The sequence below is a fragment of the Bradyrhizobium sp. 190 genome (assembly GCF_023073415.1).
In the GTDB taxonomy this organism is placed as follows: domain Bacteria; phylum Pseudomonadota; class Alphaproteobacteria; order Rhizobiales; family Xanthobacteraceae; genus Bradyrhizobium.
Genome location: NZ_JADPJL010000065.1, coordinates 220,946 through 238,149, shown reverse-complemented (window position 1 = coordinate 238,149; position 17,204 = coordinate 220,946). Strand labels below are relative to the sequence as shown.

Annotated in this window: 15 protein-coding genes; 5 read left to right on the top strand and 10 right to left on the bottom strand. The window is 63.0% G+C overall.

Going from position 1 to position 17,204, the window contains the following annotated elements; genetic code table 11:
• Positions 1-233 precede the first annotated feature (233 nt).
• The 4 genes from IVB22_RS33025 (at position 234) to IVB22_RS33010 (ending at position 4,828) form a co-directional block, all read left to right on the top strand.
• On the top strand, positions 234-1,547 hold the full coding sequence (locus tag IVB22_RS33025; protein WP_247521342.1) for an NAD(P)/FAD-dependent oxidoreductase: 1,314 nt from the start codon (positions 234-236) through the stop codon (positions 1,545-1,547).
• A gap of 2 nt (positions 1,548-1,549) precedes the next feature.
• Positions 1,550-2,413, top strand: a complete 864-nt coding sequence (locus IVB22_RS33020; RefSeq protein WP_247521341.1) for a DUF1365 domain-containing protein — start codon at positions 1,550-1,552, stop codon at positions 2,411-2,413.
• A gap of 55 nt (positions 2,414-2,468) precedes the next feature.
• Entirely contained in the window at positions 2,469-3,698 is a 1,230-nt protein-coding gene (locus tag IVB22_RS33015) for a cyclopropane-fatty-acyl-phospholipid synthase family protein (protein WP_247521340.1), read from the top strand.
• 89 nt (positions 3,699-3,787) lie between these two features.
• Positions 3,788-4,828 (top strand): cysteine synthase A, encoded by a 1,041-nt coding sequence (locus IVB22_RS33010; RefSeq protein WP_247521339.1) that lies wholly within the window; start codon positions 3,788-3,790, stop codon positions 4,826-4,828.
• A 104-nt stretch (positions 4,829-4,932) separates the two neighbouring features.
• Here IVB22_RS33010 and IVB22_RS33005 read toward each other — a convergent pair whose 3' ends face one another.
• The 4 genes from IVB22_RS33005 to IVB22_RS32990 are packed head-to-tail and all read right to left on the bottom strand — an operon-like array spanning position 4,933 to position 9,447.
• Complete coding sequence (locus tag IVB22_RS33005) at positions 4,933-5,676, bottom strand: amino acid ABC transporter ATP-binding protein (protein ID WP_247521338.1); 744 nt, start codon at positions 5,674-5,676, stop codon at positions 4,933-4,935.
• A gap of 10 nt (positions 5,677-5,686) precedes the next feature.
• Positions 5,687-7,204, bottom strand: coding sequence for an amino acid ABC transporter permease (locus tag IVB22_RS33000; RefSeq protein ID WP_247521337.1), 1,518 nt, complete (start codon positions 7,202-7,204; stop codon positions 5,687-5,689).
• Positions 7,204-8,406 carry an amino acid ABC transporter permease gene (locus IVB22_RS32995; RefSeq protein WP_247521336.1) on the bottom strand — a complete coding sequence of 401 codons (1,203 nt, stop codon included), beginning with the start codon at positions 8,404-8,406 and terminating at the stop codon, positions 7,204-7,206. Before IVB22_RS32995 ends, IVB22_RS33000 begins: the two co-directional genes overlap by 1 nt.
• A 24-nt stretch (positions 8,407-8,430) precedes the next feature.
• Positions 8,431-9,447, bottom strand: coding sequence for an amino acid ABC transporter substrate-binding protein (locus IVB22_RS32990; protein ID WP_247521335.1), 1,017 nt, complete (start codon positions 9,445-9,447; stop codon positions 8,431-8,433).
• Positions 9,448-9,784: 337 nt separating this feature from the next.
• On the opposite strand from IVB22_RS32990, the gene metC reads away from it, so the two are divergent.
• The gene (gene metC, locus IVB22_RS32985) at positions 9,785-10,981 is read left to right on the top strand and encodes a cystathionine beta-lyase (RefSeq protein ID WP_247521334.1); all 1,197 of its coding nucleotides are present in this window, start codon (positions 9,785-9,787) and stop codon (positions 10,979-10,981) included.
• Between the two features lie 9 nt (positions 10,982-10,990).
• Here the strand turns inward: metC and IVB22_RS32980 are convergent, their stop codons facing one another.
• The 6 genes from IVB22_RS32980 to IVB22_RS32955 are packed head-to-tail and all read right to left on the bottom strand — an operon-like array spanning position 10,991 to position 17,161.
• On the bottom strand, positions 10,991-12,022 hold the full coding sequence (locus IVB22_RS32980) for a 4-hydroxythreonine-4-phosphate dehydrogenase PdxA (RefSeq protein ID WP_247521333.1): 1,032 nt from the start codon (positions 12,020-12,022) through the stop codon (positions 10,991-10,993).
• The gene (locus IVB22_RS32975) at positions 12,019-13,545 is read right to left on the bottom strand and encodes a tripartite tricarboxylate transporter permease (RefSeq protein ID WP_247521332.1); all 1,527 of its coding nucleotides are present in this window, start codon (positions 13,543-13,545) and stop codon (positions 12,019-12,021) included. The genes IVB22_RS32980 and IVB22_RS32975 overlap by 4 nt, the downstream gene beginning before the upstream one ends.
• 11 nt (positions 13,546-13,556) lie before the next feature.
• Positions 13,557-14,039, bottom strand: a complete 483-nt coding sequence (locus IVB22_RS32970; RefSeq protein ID WP_247521331.1) for a tripartite tricarboxylate transporter TctB family protein — start codon at positions 14,037-14,039, stop codon at positions 13,557-13,559.
• A 10-nt stretch (positions 14,040-14,049) separates the two neighbouring features.
• Complete coding sequence (locus IVB22_RS32965; protein ID WP_247521330.1) at positions 14,050-15,042, bottom strand: tripartite tricarboxylate transporter substrate binding protein; 993 nt, start codon at positions 15,040-15,042, stop codon at positions 14,050-14,052.
• A gap of 51 nt (positions 15,043-15,093) precedes the next feature.
• Positions 15,094-16,347, bottom strand: a complete 1,254-nt coding sequence (locus tag IVB22_RS32960; protein ID WP_247521329.1) for a CaiB/BaiF CoA-transferase family protein — start codon at positions 16,345-16,347, stop codon at positions 15,094-15,096.
• 13 nt (positions 16,348-16,360) lie between these two features.
• Positions 16,361-17,161, bottom strand: a complete 801-nt coding sequence (locus IVB22_RS32955; protein WP_247521328.1) for an enoyl-CoA hydratase/isomerase family protein — start codon at positions 17,159-17,161, stop codon at positions 16,361-16,363.
• Positions 17,162-17,204: the final 43 nt, after the last annotated feature.

Here is a 17,204-nt window from a genome sequence, read left to right as displayed (position 1 = left end):
CGTAAAACAGCCGCCAATTAGCTCACTTACCCTTATTTTATAGGGGTTGGAACAATCTCGGGACGCGGCAGGATCGCCGAAATCTTACGAAGATTTCATGGGGGTTTTCTGAGGTTTTTCCCCTGTTCTGACGTCCCGCATCGGCCTGTCCTACAGCGAATCTGTGCCTGTGGCCGATTTGAAACTCAGGGAACAGCCCCCCGTATCTCGCAGCGTGCCATGGAGGGCCAAAAATGCGGGTCGCGGTGGTCGGGACGGGAATCAGCGGCAATGCCGCCGCCTGGACCTTGTCGAATCATTATCCGGTCACCGTCTACGACCGCGAACTCAGGCCCGGCGGCCACAGCCATACCGTCAGCATCGACTATGACGGCGTGCGGCTTGCGGTCGACATCGGCTTCATCGTCTACAACGAACTGAACTATCCGGACCTGACCGCGCTGTTCGCCCATCTCGGTGTCGAGACCGTCGAAAGCAGCATGAGCTTTGCGGTGACGGCGGACACCGGCCGCTTCGAGTGGAAAGGCGGCGGCAACAACTGGTTCGAGACCGCACGCGGATTGTTCGCGCAAGCCAGCAACCTGTTGTCGCCCTCCTACCTCTGGATGCTGCGCGACATCCTCACCTTCAACCAGCAGAGCACCGAGGATTACGCGGCCGGAAAACTAGCCGGGCTGACGCTCGGCGAATACTTCCGCACGCGCCACTTCGCGCCGCGGCTGTTGACCGATTATCTGGTGCCGATGGGCGCGGCGATCTGGTCGGCGCCATCGAGCGAGATGCTGGATTTTCCGGCCGAGAATTTCGTCGCCTTCTTCGCCAACCATCGTCTGCTGCAATATGACCGCCCGGTGTGGCGCACCGTGAAAGGCGGCAGCCAGCACTATGTCGAAAAACTCACCGCTTCATTCCGCGACCGGATCAAGCCTGGCTGCGCCGTCACCGCAATCGAGCGCGCCGCGCATGGCGTCGTCGTCCACGACAGCCACGGCAAGACCAACACCTACGATCATGTCGTGATTGCGTCCCACAGCGACCAGGCACTGGCAATGCTGTCGGATGCTGACGACCGCGAGCGCGCCATACTGGGCGCGATCGGCTATTCCCCCAACACGATCTATCTGCACCGCGATCCCGCGCTGATGCCGAAGCGCCGGCGCGCCTGGGCTTCATGGAATTTCCTGCGCTGGCCGCGCCAGGCAAGCGTCGAAAACGATGTGTCCGTGACCTACTGGATGAACGAGCTGCAGGGCATCGACGACGACAAGCCGTTGTTCGTCAGCCTCAACCCACCGGTCGCGCCCGATCCCACGCTGACCTTCGGCAAGTACCTGTGCGAGCATCCGCAATATAATGCCGCCGCCTTTGCCGCCCAGAAGCGCCTGCCCGAAATTCAGGGCCGGCGACATACCTGGTTCTGCGGCGCATGGACCGGATACGGATTCCACGAGGACGGATTGCGATCCGGCCTTGCGGTCGCCGAGGCGCTCGGCGCGGTGGCGCCATGGCGCCAAGCGCCGACCGAACTGGCGGAAGCCGCGGAGTAGCCATGCGCGCAACCCCGGCAGGATCAAAACGACCTGGCGCTCCCGCCGGCGCCGCGGCGCTTTACGTCGGCCGCGTCATGCATGCGCGGCTGAAGCCGATGGGCCATCGCTTCAGCTATCGCGTGATGAGCCTCTTGATCGATCTCGACCGGCTGGCGGACGCGGACCGGCAATCGCCGCTGTTCGGCGTCAACCGGGCGGCGCTCTACAGCTTCCACGAGACCGACCATGGCAGGCGGGACGGATCATCCCTGCGCGCCTACGCGCAACGTTGCGCGGCCGAGCGCGGCATCGACCTCACGGGCGGGCGGGTGCTGCTGCTGTGTTACCCCCGCCTGCTCGGCTACACCTTCAATCCGCTCTCCGTCTATTTCTGCTATCGCGCTGATGGAGAGCTGGCACTGCTGATTTATGAAGTGCGCAACACCTTTGGCGACATCCATCCTTACGTCCTGCCGGTGACATCGAGCGAAATCAGCGACGCCGGCGTGCGGCAGCAGCAGGACAAGCTGTTCTACGTCTCGCCCTTCATCGGGATGGCGATGCGCTACCATTTTCGCGTGCTGCCGCCAGGCGAGCGCGTCCAGTTGCGAATTCTGGAAACCGACCGCGAAGGCCCTCTGCTCGCTGCAACTTTCAATGGCAGCCATCGCGCGCTCAACACCAGGGAGTTGCTGCGCGCGTTCTTCGCCCTCCCGCTGGTCACCATGAAGATCATGGCGGCGATCCACTGGGAGGCACTGCGGCTCTGGCTCAAGGGCGCTCGCCTGGTGCCGCGGAGGGACGCAGCCCTCAATACCGGCTTGGCGACTGGGAAAGGCAACGATTATACTTCGCCGGCGTTGTCCACCCGTGCCAAGGATTGAAGCAGGGTCGATCGGCCATGCGAAGTCCGGGTAGCCGCAATTCGATGGATCGCCCATGTCCGAGTTGATTTCGGTCACATCGGAAACCGTAGACGCGACGTTTCCGGAATTGCCCCGCCTGGTCCGGCTGGCGCTGGGCTTTGGTTCAAAGCTGCAACATGGCACGCTCGACGTGACGCTGGCCGACGGCCGCGTTGTGCGGCTGGGCGGCAATGCGCCAGGCCCCGCCGCTGCCATGAAGATTTACGATTATGGCTTCGCCTCGCGGCTGCTGCGCGGCGGCGACATCGGCATCGCGGAAGCCTATTTGCGCGGCGAATGGGACACGCCCGACCTCACGCAATTCCTCTATCTGTTCTGCGTCAATCAGGACTGGATGCAGAAGATGCTGATCGGCACACCGCTGACGCGCACGTTCCAGGTCGTCCGGCACTGGCTCAACCGCAATACGCGGCGGCAGGCCCGCCGCAACATCTATGCGCATTACGACATCGGCAACGCGTTCTATTCGGCGTGGCTCGATCCCAGCATGACCTATTCATCGGCGCTGTTCGAGGACGACACGGCAGACCTGACCGCCGCTCAGCACAACAAATATCGCCGGCTTGCCGAGGCCATCGATCTGCGGCCGGGCCAGAAGCTTCTGGAGATCGGCTGCGGATGGGGCGGCTTTGCCGAATACGCCGCCAAGACGTTCGGCGCCAAAGTCGTCGGCCTCACCATCAGCAAGGAGCAGCGCGATTTCGCGCAGGCGCGCATTCACAATGCCGGTCTCGGCGACAAGGTCGAGATCAGGCTGCAGGACTATCGCGACGAGCGCGACCGCTATGACCGGATCGCCTCGATCGAGATGATCGAGGCGGTCGGCGAGCAATTCTGGCCGAACTATTTTTCACAGTTGCGCGACCGCCTGCTGCCCGGCGGGCTGGCCGGCATACAGGCCATCACCATCCAGGACAGCCTGTTCCAGACCTATCGCCGCGAAGTCGATTTCATCCAGCGCTACGTCTTTCCGGGCGGCATGCTGCCCTCGCCGCAGGTCCTGAAAACGCTCGGCGAACGCTTCGGCGTTCCCGTCATCCGCGAACGCATTTTCGGGCAAGATTATGCCAGGACGCTTGCGATCTGGCGAAGCAATTTCCGCGCGGCCTGGCCCAATCTGACGCCGTCGGGCTTCGACGACCGTTTCCGGCGGCTGTGGGAGTATTACCTCGCATATTGCGAGGCGGGGTTCCTGTCCGGCAATATCGACGTGCGTCAGGTGGTGTTTGCGAAATCGGGCTGACAGCCCTGTTTCAGCGCTGGCTTGTATGCCCTGCGGCGGTCCTTTAGGGTCGCTCAACGATTAGGCAAACAAACCGGCAATTTCAAAACATGGCCTTCAACAAAGACGTCATCGAAGCGATCGGCAACACGCCGCTCATCAAACTCAAGCGCGCTTCTGAGCTGACCGGCTGCACCATTCTCGGCAAGGCCGAATTCATGAACCCGGGTCAGTCGGTGAAAGACCGCGCTGGCAAATGGATGATCCTGGAGGCCGAGAAGCGCGGCGAGCTCAAGCCGGGCGGGCTGGTGGTGGAATCGACCGCGGGCAATACCGGCATCGGTCTCGCCGTCGTCGCCAGCGCGCGCGGTTATCGCACGCTGATCCTGATCCCGGAAACGCAGAGCCAGGAAAAGAAGGACATGCTGCGGCTGTGCGGCGCCGAGCTGATCGAAGTACCGCAGCTGCCCTACGCCAATCCTAACAACTACCAGCACGTCGGGCGGCGGCTTGCCGCCCAGCTTCGCAAGACCGAACCGAACGGCGTGCTGTTCGCCGACCAGTGGAACAATCTCGACAACGCCAAGGCGCATTACGAGTCTACCGGACCGGAGATCTGGGAGCAGACCGGCAGCAAGATCGACGGCTTTATCTGTTCGGTCGGCACCGGCGGCACGCTCGCCGGCACCAGCCGCTATCTGAAGGAAAAAAGCAGCGGCGTCGTCACCGCCTGCGCTGATCCGCATGGCTTCGCGATGTACGAGCTGTTCAAGCACGGCACCGCCAAATCGACGCCGGGCGACTCGATCACAGAAGGCATCGGGCTCGGCCGCGTCACGCCCGTCATCGAGACCGCTGTTGTCGACGACGCGTTCCTGATTTCGGACGAGGAAGCCGTGAACGTGATCTATGACCTGCTCGAGCATGAAGGCCTGTGCCTTGGCGGCTCGACCGGCATCAATGTCGCCGGCGCGATCCGGCTTGCGAAGCAGCTCGGGCCCGGCAAGACCATCGTCACCATCCTCGCCGACTCCGGCAACCGCTATCAGTCAAAACTGTTCAATCCGGAGTTCATGCGCTCGAAGAACCTGCCGGTACCGGCATGGCTGGAAAAGCGCACCGAGATCGACGTGCCGTTCGAGAAGGTGTGACGAATTTTGTAGGGTGGGCAAAGGCGCCCTTGCGCCGTGCCCACCATCTATCAACCGCGACACCGCTGGTGGGCACGCTGCGCTTTGCCCACCCTACGGCTCCATCAGTGCCGCAGGATCTGGCTCAAAAACAGCTTCGTCCGGGCGTGCTGCGGATTGGCGAAGAATTCCTGCGGCGTGTTTGACTCGATCACCTGGCCGGCATCCATGAAGACGACGCGATTGGCGACTTCGCGGGCAAATCCCATTTCGTGGGTGACGACCAGCATGGTCATGCCTTCCCTGGCGAGATCGACCATGGTGTCGAGCACTTCCTTGACCATTTCGGGATCCAGCGCCGAGGTCGGCTCGTCGAACAACATCACCTTGGGATTCATCGTCAGCGCGCGGGCGATCGCGACGCGCTGCTGCTGACCGCCCGACATCTGGCCCGGATATTTGTTGGCCTGATGCGGGATCTTGACCCGCTCCAGATATTTCATCGCGGCCGCCTCGGCGTCTTTTTTGGGGATATTGCGCACCCAGATCGGCGCCAGCGTGCAGTTCTCCAGCACGGTCAGATGCGGAAACAGGTTGAAGCTCTGGAACACCATGCCGACTTCGCGCCGGACCTCGTCCACCTTCCGAAGGTTCGGCCCGAGTTCAATGCCATCGACGACGATGTTGCCTTCCTGGAATTCCTCCAGCGCATTGATGCAGCGGATCAGCGTCGACTTGCCCGAGCCCGACGGACCGCAGATCACGATGCGCTCGCCCTTGGCGACATCGAGGTTGATGTCGCGCAGCACGTGAAAGTCCCCGTACCACTTGTTGAGGGTGTTGATGCCGACGATCGGGTTTGTGGTCATGGTCCTATACTCAGTTGCGCCGATGCGCGTTCAGCCTGTTCTCGACGAACAGCGAGTAACGCGACATCCCGAAGCAGAAGGCGAAATAGATGATTCCGGTGAAGGCAAAGCCGGTGAACAGCGTCGTCGGCGTGGACCAGTTTGGATCGCTGAAGGAGGCCCGGAGCTGCCCCAGCAAATCGAACAGCGCGACGATCGAAACCAGCGAGGTATCCTTGAACAGCGCGATGAAGCTGTTGACGAGGCCGGGAATGACGTGACGCAGCGCCTGCGGCATCACGATCAGCGCCATGGTCTTGGCCCAGGAGAGGCCGAGTGCGCTCGCCGCCTCACCCTGCCCGCGCGGGATCGCCGCCAGGCCGCCGCGGATGGTTTCGGCCTGGTAGGCGCCGGCAAACAGCGCGATCCCGATCAGCGCCCGCATCAGCCCGTCGATGGTAAAACCCGCCGGAACGAACAGCGGCAACATGTAGGTTGCGAAGAACAACACCGTGATCAGCGGAACGCCGCGCCAGAACTCGATGAAGGCGATCGAGAAAATCCGGATCAGCGGAATCGACGAACGCCGGCCGAGCGCGAGCGCAATGCCGACCGGCATCGACGCGACGATGCCGACGACCGACACCACAAGCGTCACCAGCAAGCCACCCCACAACCGCGTGCTGACCACCGGCAATCCGCCACGGTCGAGCCCCATGACCGCGATAACGATGCCGATACCGGCGAAGATCGCAAGGCAGATGACAAGCGGGCGCCAGCCGGAACGCAGGCCGCCAGCCAGCCAGAACAGTAATGCCGATACGATCACGGCAGTCGCCGCGAGGTCGGCCCACACCGGACTGCCCGTTGCCTGAATCTGGTCACGCAACCACGTCAGCGGCCAGATGACATACGAAAGAACGACGCCCACTGAGAACCCCAACCATCCGAGCAGAGACAGAAACGGTCCAAAGATCGGATGGCTCGCATTGATGCCGGCAACACCGGCATTCTTGATTCCGCTTGTCAGACTCGACAGTAACTCCGCGGTCCAACTCACCCCGAAACCGTTGAGGCCGCCACCATGCAGCAGAAAGAACGCCACGACCGGCAAGGCGAGGAAGAACAGAATGGCGTTGGGAGCCTTACCCGGCAGCCGCGGAATCAGCAGTGGTATCAGCAGGATCGCGGCAAGAGCGAACACCAGATTGACCCGCCAGCGCTCCGGCTCGGGATAAAATCCGTAGATGAACTGCGAAAACTTGGCCTGAATGAACGGCCAGCAGGCGCCTACCACGTCGCCCGGCCCTTTCGGAAGGCAGGCGGTGCGATCCTTGCCGGTCCAGACCGCGTCGATCAGCGTGAACTTGATCGCGGGCACGAGGATGAACCAGAGCAGCAACGCGCTGACGATGGTGATCAGGATATTGGTCGGCGAATTGAACAGCCGCGTGCGCAGGAAGCCGACAAGGCCGGTGGTCTTTACCGGCGCGGGCCGCTCGCCGACGAGTTCCTGGCGAACGAACACGGATGGTGCGGTTTCGCTCATCACCCCATACTCCGGCTGATACGCCATCCGTAGAAACTCATGATCGCGCTCGTGACCAGCGAGATCAGCAGATAGACGCCCATGGTGATGCCGATGATTTCGATCGCCTGCCCGGTCTGGCTCAGCGTCGTGCCGGCAAATACCGAGACGAGGTCGGGATAGCCGATCGCCACTGCCAGCGAGGAATTCTTGGTCAGGTTGAGGTACTGGTTGGTGAGCGGTGGCAGGATGACACGCATCGCCTGCGGGATCACGACCAGCCGCAGCACCGAACCGCGCTGCAGCCCGAGCGAGGAGCCAGCCTCCATCTGTCCCTTGTGGACGGACAGAATGCCGGCCCGCACGATCTCGGCGATGAAAGCAGCCGTGTAGGTCGAGAGCGCCAGCACCAGGGCGACGAATTCCGGAATGACGCGCGCGCCGCCGGCGAAGTTAAACCCCTTCAACGCGGGAACTTCAAACGAAACCGGAGCACCAAAGATCAGGGCGCTGATCAATGGCAGGCCGATCACCAGACCCAACACATAGGGCCAGACCTTGATGACCTTACCACTCTGGAACAGTTGCTGGCGCGCGTAGCGCGACAGTGCAATCGCAGCAACGATCGCCACCAGTAGCGCAACGACGAACGGCTCAAAACCGGGGGTGCCGATCGGCTTTGGAATGACCAGGCCGCGGTTGCTTAGAAAGAAGCTGTCGAAGATCGAAATGCTCTGCCGCGGATTGGGCAGCGCGGCGAGCACGGCGAGATACCAGAACAGGATCTGAAACAGCAGCGGCAGATTGCGTATCAGTTCGACATAGCCGCCGGCGATCCGCGACAGCAGCCAGTTCGGCGACAGGCGGCTGAGCGCGACGATGAACCCGATCAGGGTCGCAAAGAAGATGCCGATGACCGAGACCAGCAGCGTGTTGAGCAACCCGACCAGAAACACGCGGGTATAGCTGTCGGACCCCGAATAGGGGATCAGATTCTGGCTGACGTCAAAGCCCGCGGTATTGGCGAGGAATCCGAAGCCCGCGGTGATCCGCTGCGCTTGCAGATTGGCGCGGGCGTTGGCGACGATCTCGTAGCAGATCCAGGCGAGGGCTGCGACGAACAGGAGCTGAAGCACGAAACCGCTCCAGCCCGTCCGCCCGCCCAGCGCCCGCTGCAGCCTGGGAAGTAGCAGCGACGGTGGTTTTCGGGGTTCGATGGCCATCGCCGCAGCCCCTCTCGCTGGCGCTTAGCGGATCGGCGGTGCGTACTGGATGCCGCCCTTGCTCCAGAGGTTGTTGATGCCACGGGCAATGCCGAGTTTAGAACCGGTGCCGACGTTGCGCTCGAAGGACTCGCCGTAATTGCCGACCGACTTTACGATCCGCGACACCCAATCCTTGGTCAGGCCGAGCTGTTCGCCGAGATTGCCGTCGGTGCCGAATACCCGCTTCATCTCGGGCTTGTCCGATTTCGCCAACTCGTCGACGTTCTTCTGGGTAATGCCCAGCTCTTCCGCAGTGATCATCCCGTAAAGCGTCCATTTCACGATATCGAACCACTGGTCGTCGCCATGGCGCACCATCGGGCCGAGCGGCTCTTTCGAGATTACTTCCGGAAGCACGACATGATCGGCGGGGTTCGCAAGCTTCAGACGATCGGCATAAAGCCCGGACACATCGGTGGTGAAAACGTCGCAGCGTCCGGACTCATAGGCCTTGACGGTTTCGTCATTGGTGCCGAAAGCGATCACCTCGTACTTCATGTTGTTGCCCTTGAAGTAGTCGGCCAGATTCTGCTCGGTCGTGGTGCCTTGCTGCACACAAACCGACGCGCTGTTCAATTCCAGCGCGGAATTCACCTTCAGCGCCTTCTTCACCATGAAGCCCTGGCCGTCGTAATAGGTCACGCCAGTAAAATTGGCGCCGAGCGAGGTATCGCGCGACAGCGTCCAGGTGGTGTTGCGGGACAACACGTCGATTTCGCCCGACTGCAGCGCGGTGAAGCGGTCCTTGGCCGACAGCGGCACGAACTTGATCTTGCTGGCGTCGTTGAAGATGGCGGCCGCGATCGCGCGGCAGATGTCGACGTCGAGCCCGGTCCAGTTACCCTTGTCGTCCGGAGACGAGAATCCCGGCAGGCCCTGGCTCACGCCGCACGACAGCATGCCGCGGTCCTTGACTGTCTTGAGGGTTTGCGCCGAGGCGGCCTGGGCCGAGAGACCGGCGGCCAAGGCGAGGGTAACAACCAGAGATACGCGTTTCATGGGTAAGGCCTTTCAAGGGGGCGTCCGGGGATCGTTTTTTAGGCAACGCCTGACGTTGTGGGGCCAACCCGCTGATCCCTCGCTGAAAAGCGTCATCCTGACCGTGCAGTTTGACGTGCAATCCGGTCAGGCAATGGATCTGATATCGCGGCAGGCCCCTCAACTTGCAGCGACTGTTAGTTGGCCCGCATCTCAGAACGACTGGCGTGCCGGGTCAAGGGGTTGACTGCCGTCTTCTGTATCTTGTTATTAACTCACCCGGCCCCGACCCGCCGCCGGCGGTGTTTTTCGCGATCAAGTTGTGGCTGCGGCATAACGTCTTGGATGATGCAAACGCATGAGCTCTTCGAACGACGACGGTCCGTCCAACCCGCAAAAAGCCGAAACCCGACTGGTCACCACCGGCCGCGACACCAAGGGGCAACGGGGGTTCGTCAACCCGGCGGTCTTCCACGGCTCGACCGTGCTCTATCCGACCGCCGAGGACCTGCACGCCCACCGCGCCGAATTCTCCTACGGGCGTCACGGCTCTCCGACCACGCGGGCGCTGCAGGACGTGCTGATGGCGCTGGAAGGCCCGCAATGCGCCGGCGTTGGCCTCGCGCCGTCGGGGCTGGCCGCGATCACCACCACCCTGCTTTCGGTGCTGAGTGCCGGCGATCATGTGCTGGTCACCGACAACGTCTATCGGCCGTCGCGCAATTTCTGCAACGGCATGCTGACCCGCTACGGCGTCGAGGTCAGCTATTTCGATCCGCTGATCGGCGCCGGGATCGAAAGCCTGTTCAAGCCCAACACCAAGGCGGTGTTGGTCGAGGCGCCCGGCTCGCAGTCGTTTGAAATGACCGACATCCCCGCCATCGCCGAAGTCGCGCATGCGAGGGGCGCGCTCGTCATCGACGACAACACCTGGGCGACGCCACTGTTTCACCGCTCGCTCGACCAGGGCGTCGACATCAGCATGCAGGCCGCAACCAAATATATCGGCGGCCATTCCGACATCATGTTCGGCACGATCTCGGCGAACGCGAAAGCCTGGCCGCTGCTCGCCGAGGGCATCCGCCTGCTTGGCGTCTGCGCCGGTCCCGACGACGTCTTCCTGGCGCTGCGCGGCACCCGCACGCTTTCGGTGCGGCTCGCGCAGCATTATCGCTCCGGCCTCGAAATGGCGCGCTGGCTGGCCGGCCGCCCCGAAGTCTTGTCGGTCCTGCATCCGGCGCTCGAGAGCCATCCCGGCCACGCGATCTGGAAGCGCGACTTCACCGGCGCCTCCGGCCTGTTCAGCATTGTGTTGAAGCCGGTGCCGCAGAAGGCGGTCGACGCCCTGCTCGATACCGTGAAGCTGTTCGGCATGGGCTTTTCGTGGGGCGGCTTCGAAAGCCTCATCATCCCGTTCGACTGCGATCCCTACCGCACTGCGACCAAATGGTCGCCCGGCGGGCCGACGCTGCGGCTCCACATCGGTCTGGAGAATGTCGACGACCTCAAGGCCGATCTCGATCGCGGTTTTGCGGCGCTGAAGGCCGCCGGTTAGGCGGGCACCTCACGCCGCCCGATTTCCCATCCTGGCCGCGCCCGCCATCTCGGCCGCGAGCAACAAAGCCGCCCGGCTGGCGCCGACCGAGGCGACGCCCTGGCCTGCGATGTCATAGGCCGTGCCATGCGCCGGCGTGCAGATCGGAAATGGGAAACCACCCAGGATTGTCACCCCGCGATCGAAGCCCATCAGCTTCATCGCGATCTGGCCCTGGTCGTGATACATCGTCAGTACCGCGTCAAAGGCGCCGTTCTTGGCGCGCAAGAAAACGGTATCGGCTGGAAACGGCCCTTCCGCCGCTATTCCTTCGGCCCGGCCGGCCATGACAGCGGGTTCGATCACATCGATCTCCTCGCGGCCGAAATTGCCGCCGTCGCCGGCATGCGGGTTGAGCCCGGCCACCGCGATGCGGGGCGCGGCAAAACCGGCCCGTCGCATGCAGGCATCGGTCAGTTTCAGCGCGCGATGAATACGTTCGACGGAGAGACGCGAGGCCACGTCCCTGAGCGGGATGTGCGAGGTGACGCGCGCATTCCAGAGCCGGTCGAGCACGTTGAATTCGCTGGCCGGCGTTTTCAGGCCGGCGACCTCGGTGGAGAACGCAATCTCGTCGTCATACTCCGCGCGCGCGAGCCGCATTGCCTTCTTGTTGAACGGCGTGAAGCAGACCGCATCCGCCTTACCGTCGCGCGCAAGCGTGAGCGCGCGACGGTAATTCTCCAGCGCGAATGCGCCGCCGGCCTGGCTGGCGACACCCCGTTCGATCCTGGCAGGATCGAGATGGCCAATATCCATGAAGGCGGCGTCACCCCCGATGGTTCGAGGGTCCGCGGATGGCGTCACATTTGGCAGGTCCGCCTTGACGCCGGCTACCCGCGCGCCTTCGTCAAAAATGCGGCGGTCTCCGATCACGACCATGCGTGCGCAAGAGCGGATTTCATCGAGGCAGACGAGCTTCGCGGTCAGCTCCGGGCTGATGCCGGCGGGATCTCCCATTGCCAGCGCGATCACGGGCTTGCCGGGGCTCTGCACGTTCATATGATCCTCACCTTTTCATGAGCGGCTTCATCCGGTTTTCGCAGCAGGCGCACAACATGCAAGGCGAGCGGAAGCAGCAACAACGCCATCGCGGCCAGGACGAGGGTCGTCACCAGCCGGTTCGCAAAGAATATCCCGAGCGATCCCTTCGACATCAGCATGGCCTGCCGAAAGGCGTCCTCGGCCTTGTCGCCGATCACGATCGCCAGCACCAACGGCGCCAACGGATAGTGCAGCTTCTTGAAGAGATAGCCGACGACACCGAAGCCAAGCATCAGGACGACGTCGAGATAGGAGTTCGAGACCGAATAGGCGCCGACGACGCAGATGATGACGATCAGAGGGGCGATGACGGCGAAGGGAATGCGCATCAGGGCGGCAAACACGGGAACGGTGAGCAACACGAGCACAACCGCAACGATGTTGCCGACATACATCGAGGCGATCAGCCCCCAGACGAAATCCTTCTGGTCGACGAACAGCATCGGTCCGGGGTTCAATCCCCAGATCATCAGCCCGCCCATCATGACGGCGGCCGTCGCCGAGCCGGGGATGCCGAGCGAGAGCATCGGCAATAGCGCGCTGGTGCCGGCGGCATGGTCGGCGGTCTCCGGCGCGACGATGCCCTCGGCCTCGCCCGTGCCGAAACGCGCGCCATTGCGCGAGAAGCGCTTGGCGATGCCATAGCTCATGAAGGAAGCGGCAGTCGGACCGCCCGGCGTAATGCCCATCCAGCAGCCGATGGCGGCGCTGCGCAGCAAGGCAATGCCATGGCGCGGCAGACGGCCCAGCGCCCGGAAGACTTCCTTCCAATCGACCCTCGACGATACCGCACGGGCCTGGAACTCCTCCTCCACCGCAATCAGCAACTCGCCGATGCCGAACAGTCCCATGACGGCAACGACGAAGCTGACGCCCTTCACCAGTTCGTCGATACCCATGGTGAGGCGCACGCTGCCCGACACCGTGTCGATGCCGATCGCGGCGATGGCAAACCCGATCGCAAGTGCGACCACCGTCTTGATCGGCGCCGCACCGCCCATGCCGACGAAACTGGCGAAGGCGAGGAAATATACCGCGAAGTATTCGGGTGGTCCGAAGGCGAGCGCTACCTGCGCCACCCAGGATGCCAGAAACGTAATCAGGATCACGCCGACAAGCGCACCGAACGCCGCCGAGCCGAAGGCGGTGGCCAGCGCCGTGGTCGGCCGGCCGTCACGCGCCATCGGATAGCCGTCGAAGGTGGTGGCGACCGACGACGGCTCGCCCGGGATGTTGAACAGGATCGAGGTTACCGAGCCGCCGAACAGCGCACCCCAATACATACTCGAAAGCAGAATGATCGCCGATACCGGCTGCATGCCGAAGGTCAGCGGCAGCAACAACGATACCCCGTTTGGCGCGCCCAGACCCGGCAGAACGCCGACCAGAATGCCGAGCAGGACGCCGATTACCATCAGCGTCAGGTGCGGAACGGTGATCGCGATGGTGAAACCGTGCAGCAGCGATTGAAGGTTTTCCATCGCCCGTCCCCTCAGAAGCCCAACGCGGCGCCGAGCGCGCCGTGCGGCAGCGACACCTGGAACATGCGCTCGAACACGACGTAGAGCACAAGCGGCGTAACCACGGCGATGACAAGCGCGCGAACAACCGATTGCCGTTTCGGCAACGCCAGCACCGCGAAAACATAGCCTGCCGAAGCGAGATACATTCCAACGATGGGAATGACGGCAACGAAGATCGCGGCAGGAACGAACAACCCCGCAAGGCGGTGCAACTCGGACGCCGTGACGGCCACCCTGACAATGGCAAGGCTGCCGCGTCCAAGCGCGCCCTGCCCCATGTTGTAAAGGCTGCCGAGCACAATGATGATTCCGGTCAGGAAAGGAAACGTGCCGGCATCGACGCCGGCGCTCGACCAGCCGATGCCGTTGTCGATGCTGGATACGATGACCACGACGCCGAAGATTCCGGTCAGCGCCGCCGCGGCTATCTCAAGCGCACGTCGCGATATCATCGCACCAGTCCTACTTCACCAGCCAGCCCTGTTCGCCCGCAACCTGCTTCACGTGTTCGAGGTCCTGCTTGATGAAATCGTCGAGCGCAGCGCCGGTCAGGAAAGTGTTAACCTGCGAGGTCTTCTCGATGTAGTCCTTCCATTCGGGCGTCGCCTGCACCTTCTTCATGAGATCGACGTAGAACGCCGCCTGCTCCGGGCTGACCTTGCCCGGCAGCCACACCGTCCGCGGTTGCTCATATTGCGAAATCGCTAGCCCCTGCTCGACGCAAGTCGGCACGTCGCTCCAGCCTTCGGTTGCGGTGACCTTCGGCCCCTGCGGCAATCGCTTCGGGCTGAACGCACAGAGCGGGCGCTGAGTGCTGCCGCGCCACTGCCCAAGGCTCTCGGAGGGATTGTTGACGTGCGCATCGATATGGCCGCCGGCCAGTTGCACGGCGACCTCGGCGCCGCTCTTGAAGGGGATGTAGGTAAATTTGACGCGCGCCGCCTTCTCGATCATCCGCGTCAAGACCTCGTCGGTGTCCTTGGACTGCGCGCCGCCCACCTTGAACTCGGTCGCGGCCGCCGCCTTGAGGAAGTCGCCCGCCGTCTTGTAGGGCGCGTCCTGTTTCACCCACAGCAGGAACTCGTCCTGCGCCATCGCGGCGATCGGGGTGAGATCGGTATAGTTGAAGGCAACCTTGGAGACGAGCGGTTGCTGCCACGCGTTCGAGGTGCCGAAAATCACCTTGTAGGGATCGCCGGCGGATGCCTTGGCGTAGACATAGCCTTCCGCTCCGCTGCCGCCGCCCTTGTTGACGACCACGACCGGCTGATCGGTCAATTTGTATTTGGTGATGATGTTCTGGACGGCGCGCGCCAGATTGTCAGTGCCGCCGCCCGGCCCCGCGGTTGCGACGAATTCGATCGGCTTCTGCGGCTGCCAGGCCGCGGCGGCCGGAATCGCGCCCGCGAGCAGGAGCGCTGTCGTGGACAGCAGAAGCTTTGATGTGACGTTCATGGTTTCCTCCGGGTAGGCATTTTTTATTGTCGTTGGTATTTCGTCTTCTCGTCAGGCGACCTGCTCCTTGCGGCCGGCCGAGGCGGCAACGATCGCGCCCTCCCGCTCGAACGTGTCGATCTGCGCCTGGTCAAAACCATGCTCGCGCAGGACCTCGCGCGTATGCTCGCCATAGACTGGCGCGCCCGAACGCACCTTGCCGGGCGTCGCCGAGAATTTGACGGGCAGTCCGATCGTCTTCACCGGTCCGAGCGTCGAATGCTCGACCTCGACCACCATGTCGCGCGCGAGCGTCTGCGGATCGCTCAGCGCTTCCAGCATGTCGTGCACGGGGCCACAGGGCACGCCCTTCTCGTCAAGTGCCGCGAGCCAATGCGCCCGCGTTTGTTTGCGGAAACGGACGCTCAGTTCGGCTTCGAGTTCCTCCAAATGCGCCATGCGGTCGGAGCCGTTGACGAAGCGTGGGTCGGAGGCCAGTTCCAGTGCGCCAAGCGCTTCCAGCATCAACAGCCAATGCTTCTTGTTGGCGCCGCCTACCACGAGCCAGCCGTCGGATGCCTCGAACGCCTGATACGGCGCGTTGAGCGGATGCGCCGAGCCCATGGCGCGCGGCGCCACATTGCTGGCGAGCGCAATCGTCGACTGCCAATAGGTCTGAACCAGCGCCGCCTCGTAGAGCGATGTCTCCACCCATTGCCCTTCGCCGGTCTTGAGCCGGTGCGAATAGGCGGCAAGGATGCCCATGCTGGCCAGGAGTCCGGCCGTGATATCGGACAGCGGCGGACCGCACTTCACCGGCGGACCGTCCGGCCGCTCGCCTGTGAAACTCATGATGCCGCTCATCGCCTGGGCGACCAGATCGAAGCCACGGCGATGCTTGTAAGGGCCGGTGCGGCCGAACCCGGACAGCGAACAATAGATCAGCGCCGGAAAATCGCTGTGCAAATCCTCATAGCCGAAGCCGAGCCGCTCCATCGCGCCCGGCGCAAAATTCTCGACCAGAACGTCGGCGTCGGCGATCAGCCGCCGCAGCACTTCCTTGCCGCCTGCGGTCTTCAGGTCCAGCACGATGCCGCGCTTGTTGCGGTTCATCATCAGGAAGGAGGCCGCCTCGTCGCCGATCTTCGGCGGCACCGAATGCCGCGTGTCGTCACCATTCGGCCATTTCTCGATCTTGATGACGTCAGCGCCCATGTCGGCGAGCATCAGGGTGCAGGTCGGCCCCGCCATCACGTGGGTGAGATCGATGACCTTGAGGCCGGCGAGCGGTCCCAAGCGCGGCGTCTTGTCGTTTTGAACGGACATTAATAAAGGGCTCCTATTGGCCGCGCCATTGCGGTGCGCGCTTGGTGAGAAACGCGTCGAGCCCTTCACGGAAATCCCGGCTGTTGTAGCACATCAGGATGAGATCCTCGCCTTCCCCGTGCGTCAGTCGTTTCTGCAACCGGGCGACTGCCTGCTTGGTCGCGCTCAGCGTCAGCGGCGCGTTGCCGGCAACGAGCCTTGCGATCTCGTCGGCGCGCTTGTCGAGCGCGGCCAGATCATCGACGACCTCGTTAAGCAGGCCCACGGCGGCCGCCTCCCCGGCTTCGACAAGACGTGCAGTAAAGATCAGATCCTTGACGCGCGCCGGACCGATCAATGCGGTAATGCGGCTGACATTCGACATCGACAGGCAATTGCCGAGCGTGCGCGCGATCGGAAACCCCATCCGCGCACTCCTGGTGCCGATGCGCAGATCGCAGCAAGCCGCGATGCCCGCGCCGCCGCCAGTGCAGGCGCCGTTGATCGCCGCAATGGTCGGCACCCGGCACGTTTCGAGAATGCCGAGCACGCGGTCGATGCGGTTCTCATAGTCGAGCGCATCCTGCGACGTCTTGAAGGCACGGAACTGGTTGATGTCGGTGCCCGCGGCAAACGCCTTGTCACCGGCGCCCCGCAGCAGCAGCACCTTGATCGCTTGGTCGCGGTTGGCGCGTTCGCAGATCTCGGCCAGCCGCTCGTACATCTCGAAGGTGAAGGCGTTGCGCGCCTGCGGCCGGTTGAAGGTTACCCGGCCGATGCCGTCATCGACGCCAAACAGAAGGTCGTCCTCCCGTACCGTTGCGTCCTGGTCCATGTCGCCGGGCCCTTCTTAATTGTTGTTAACCAATTATGAATGC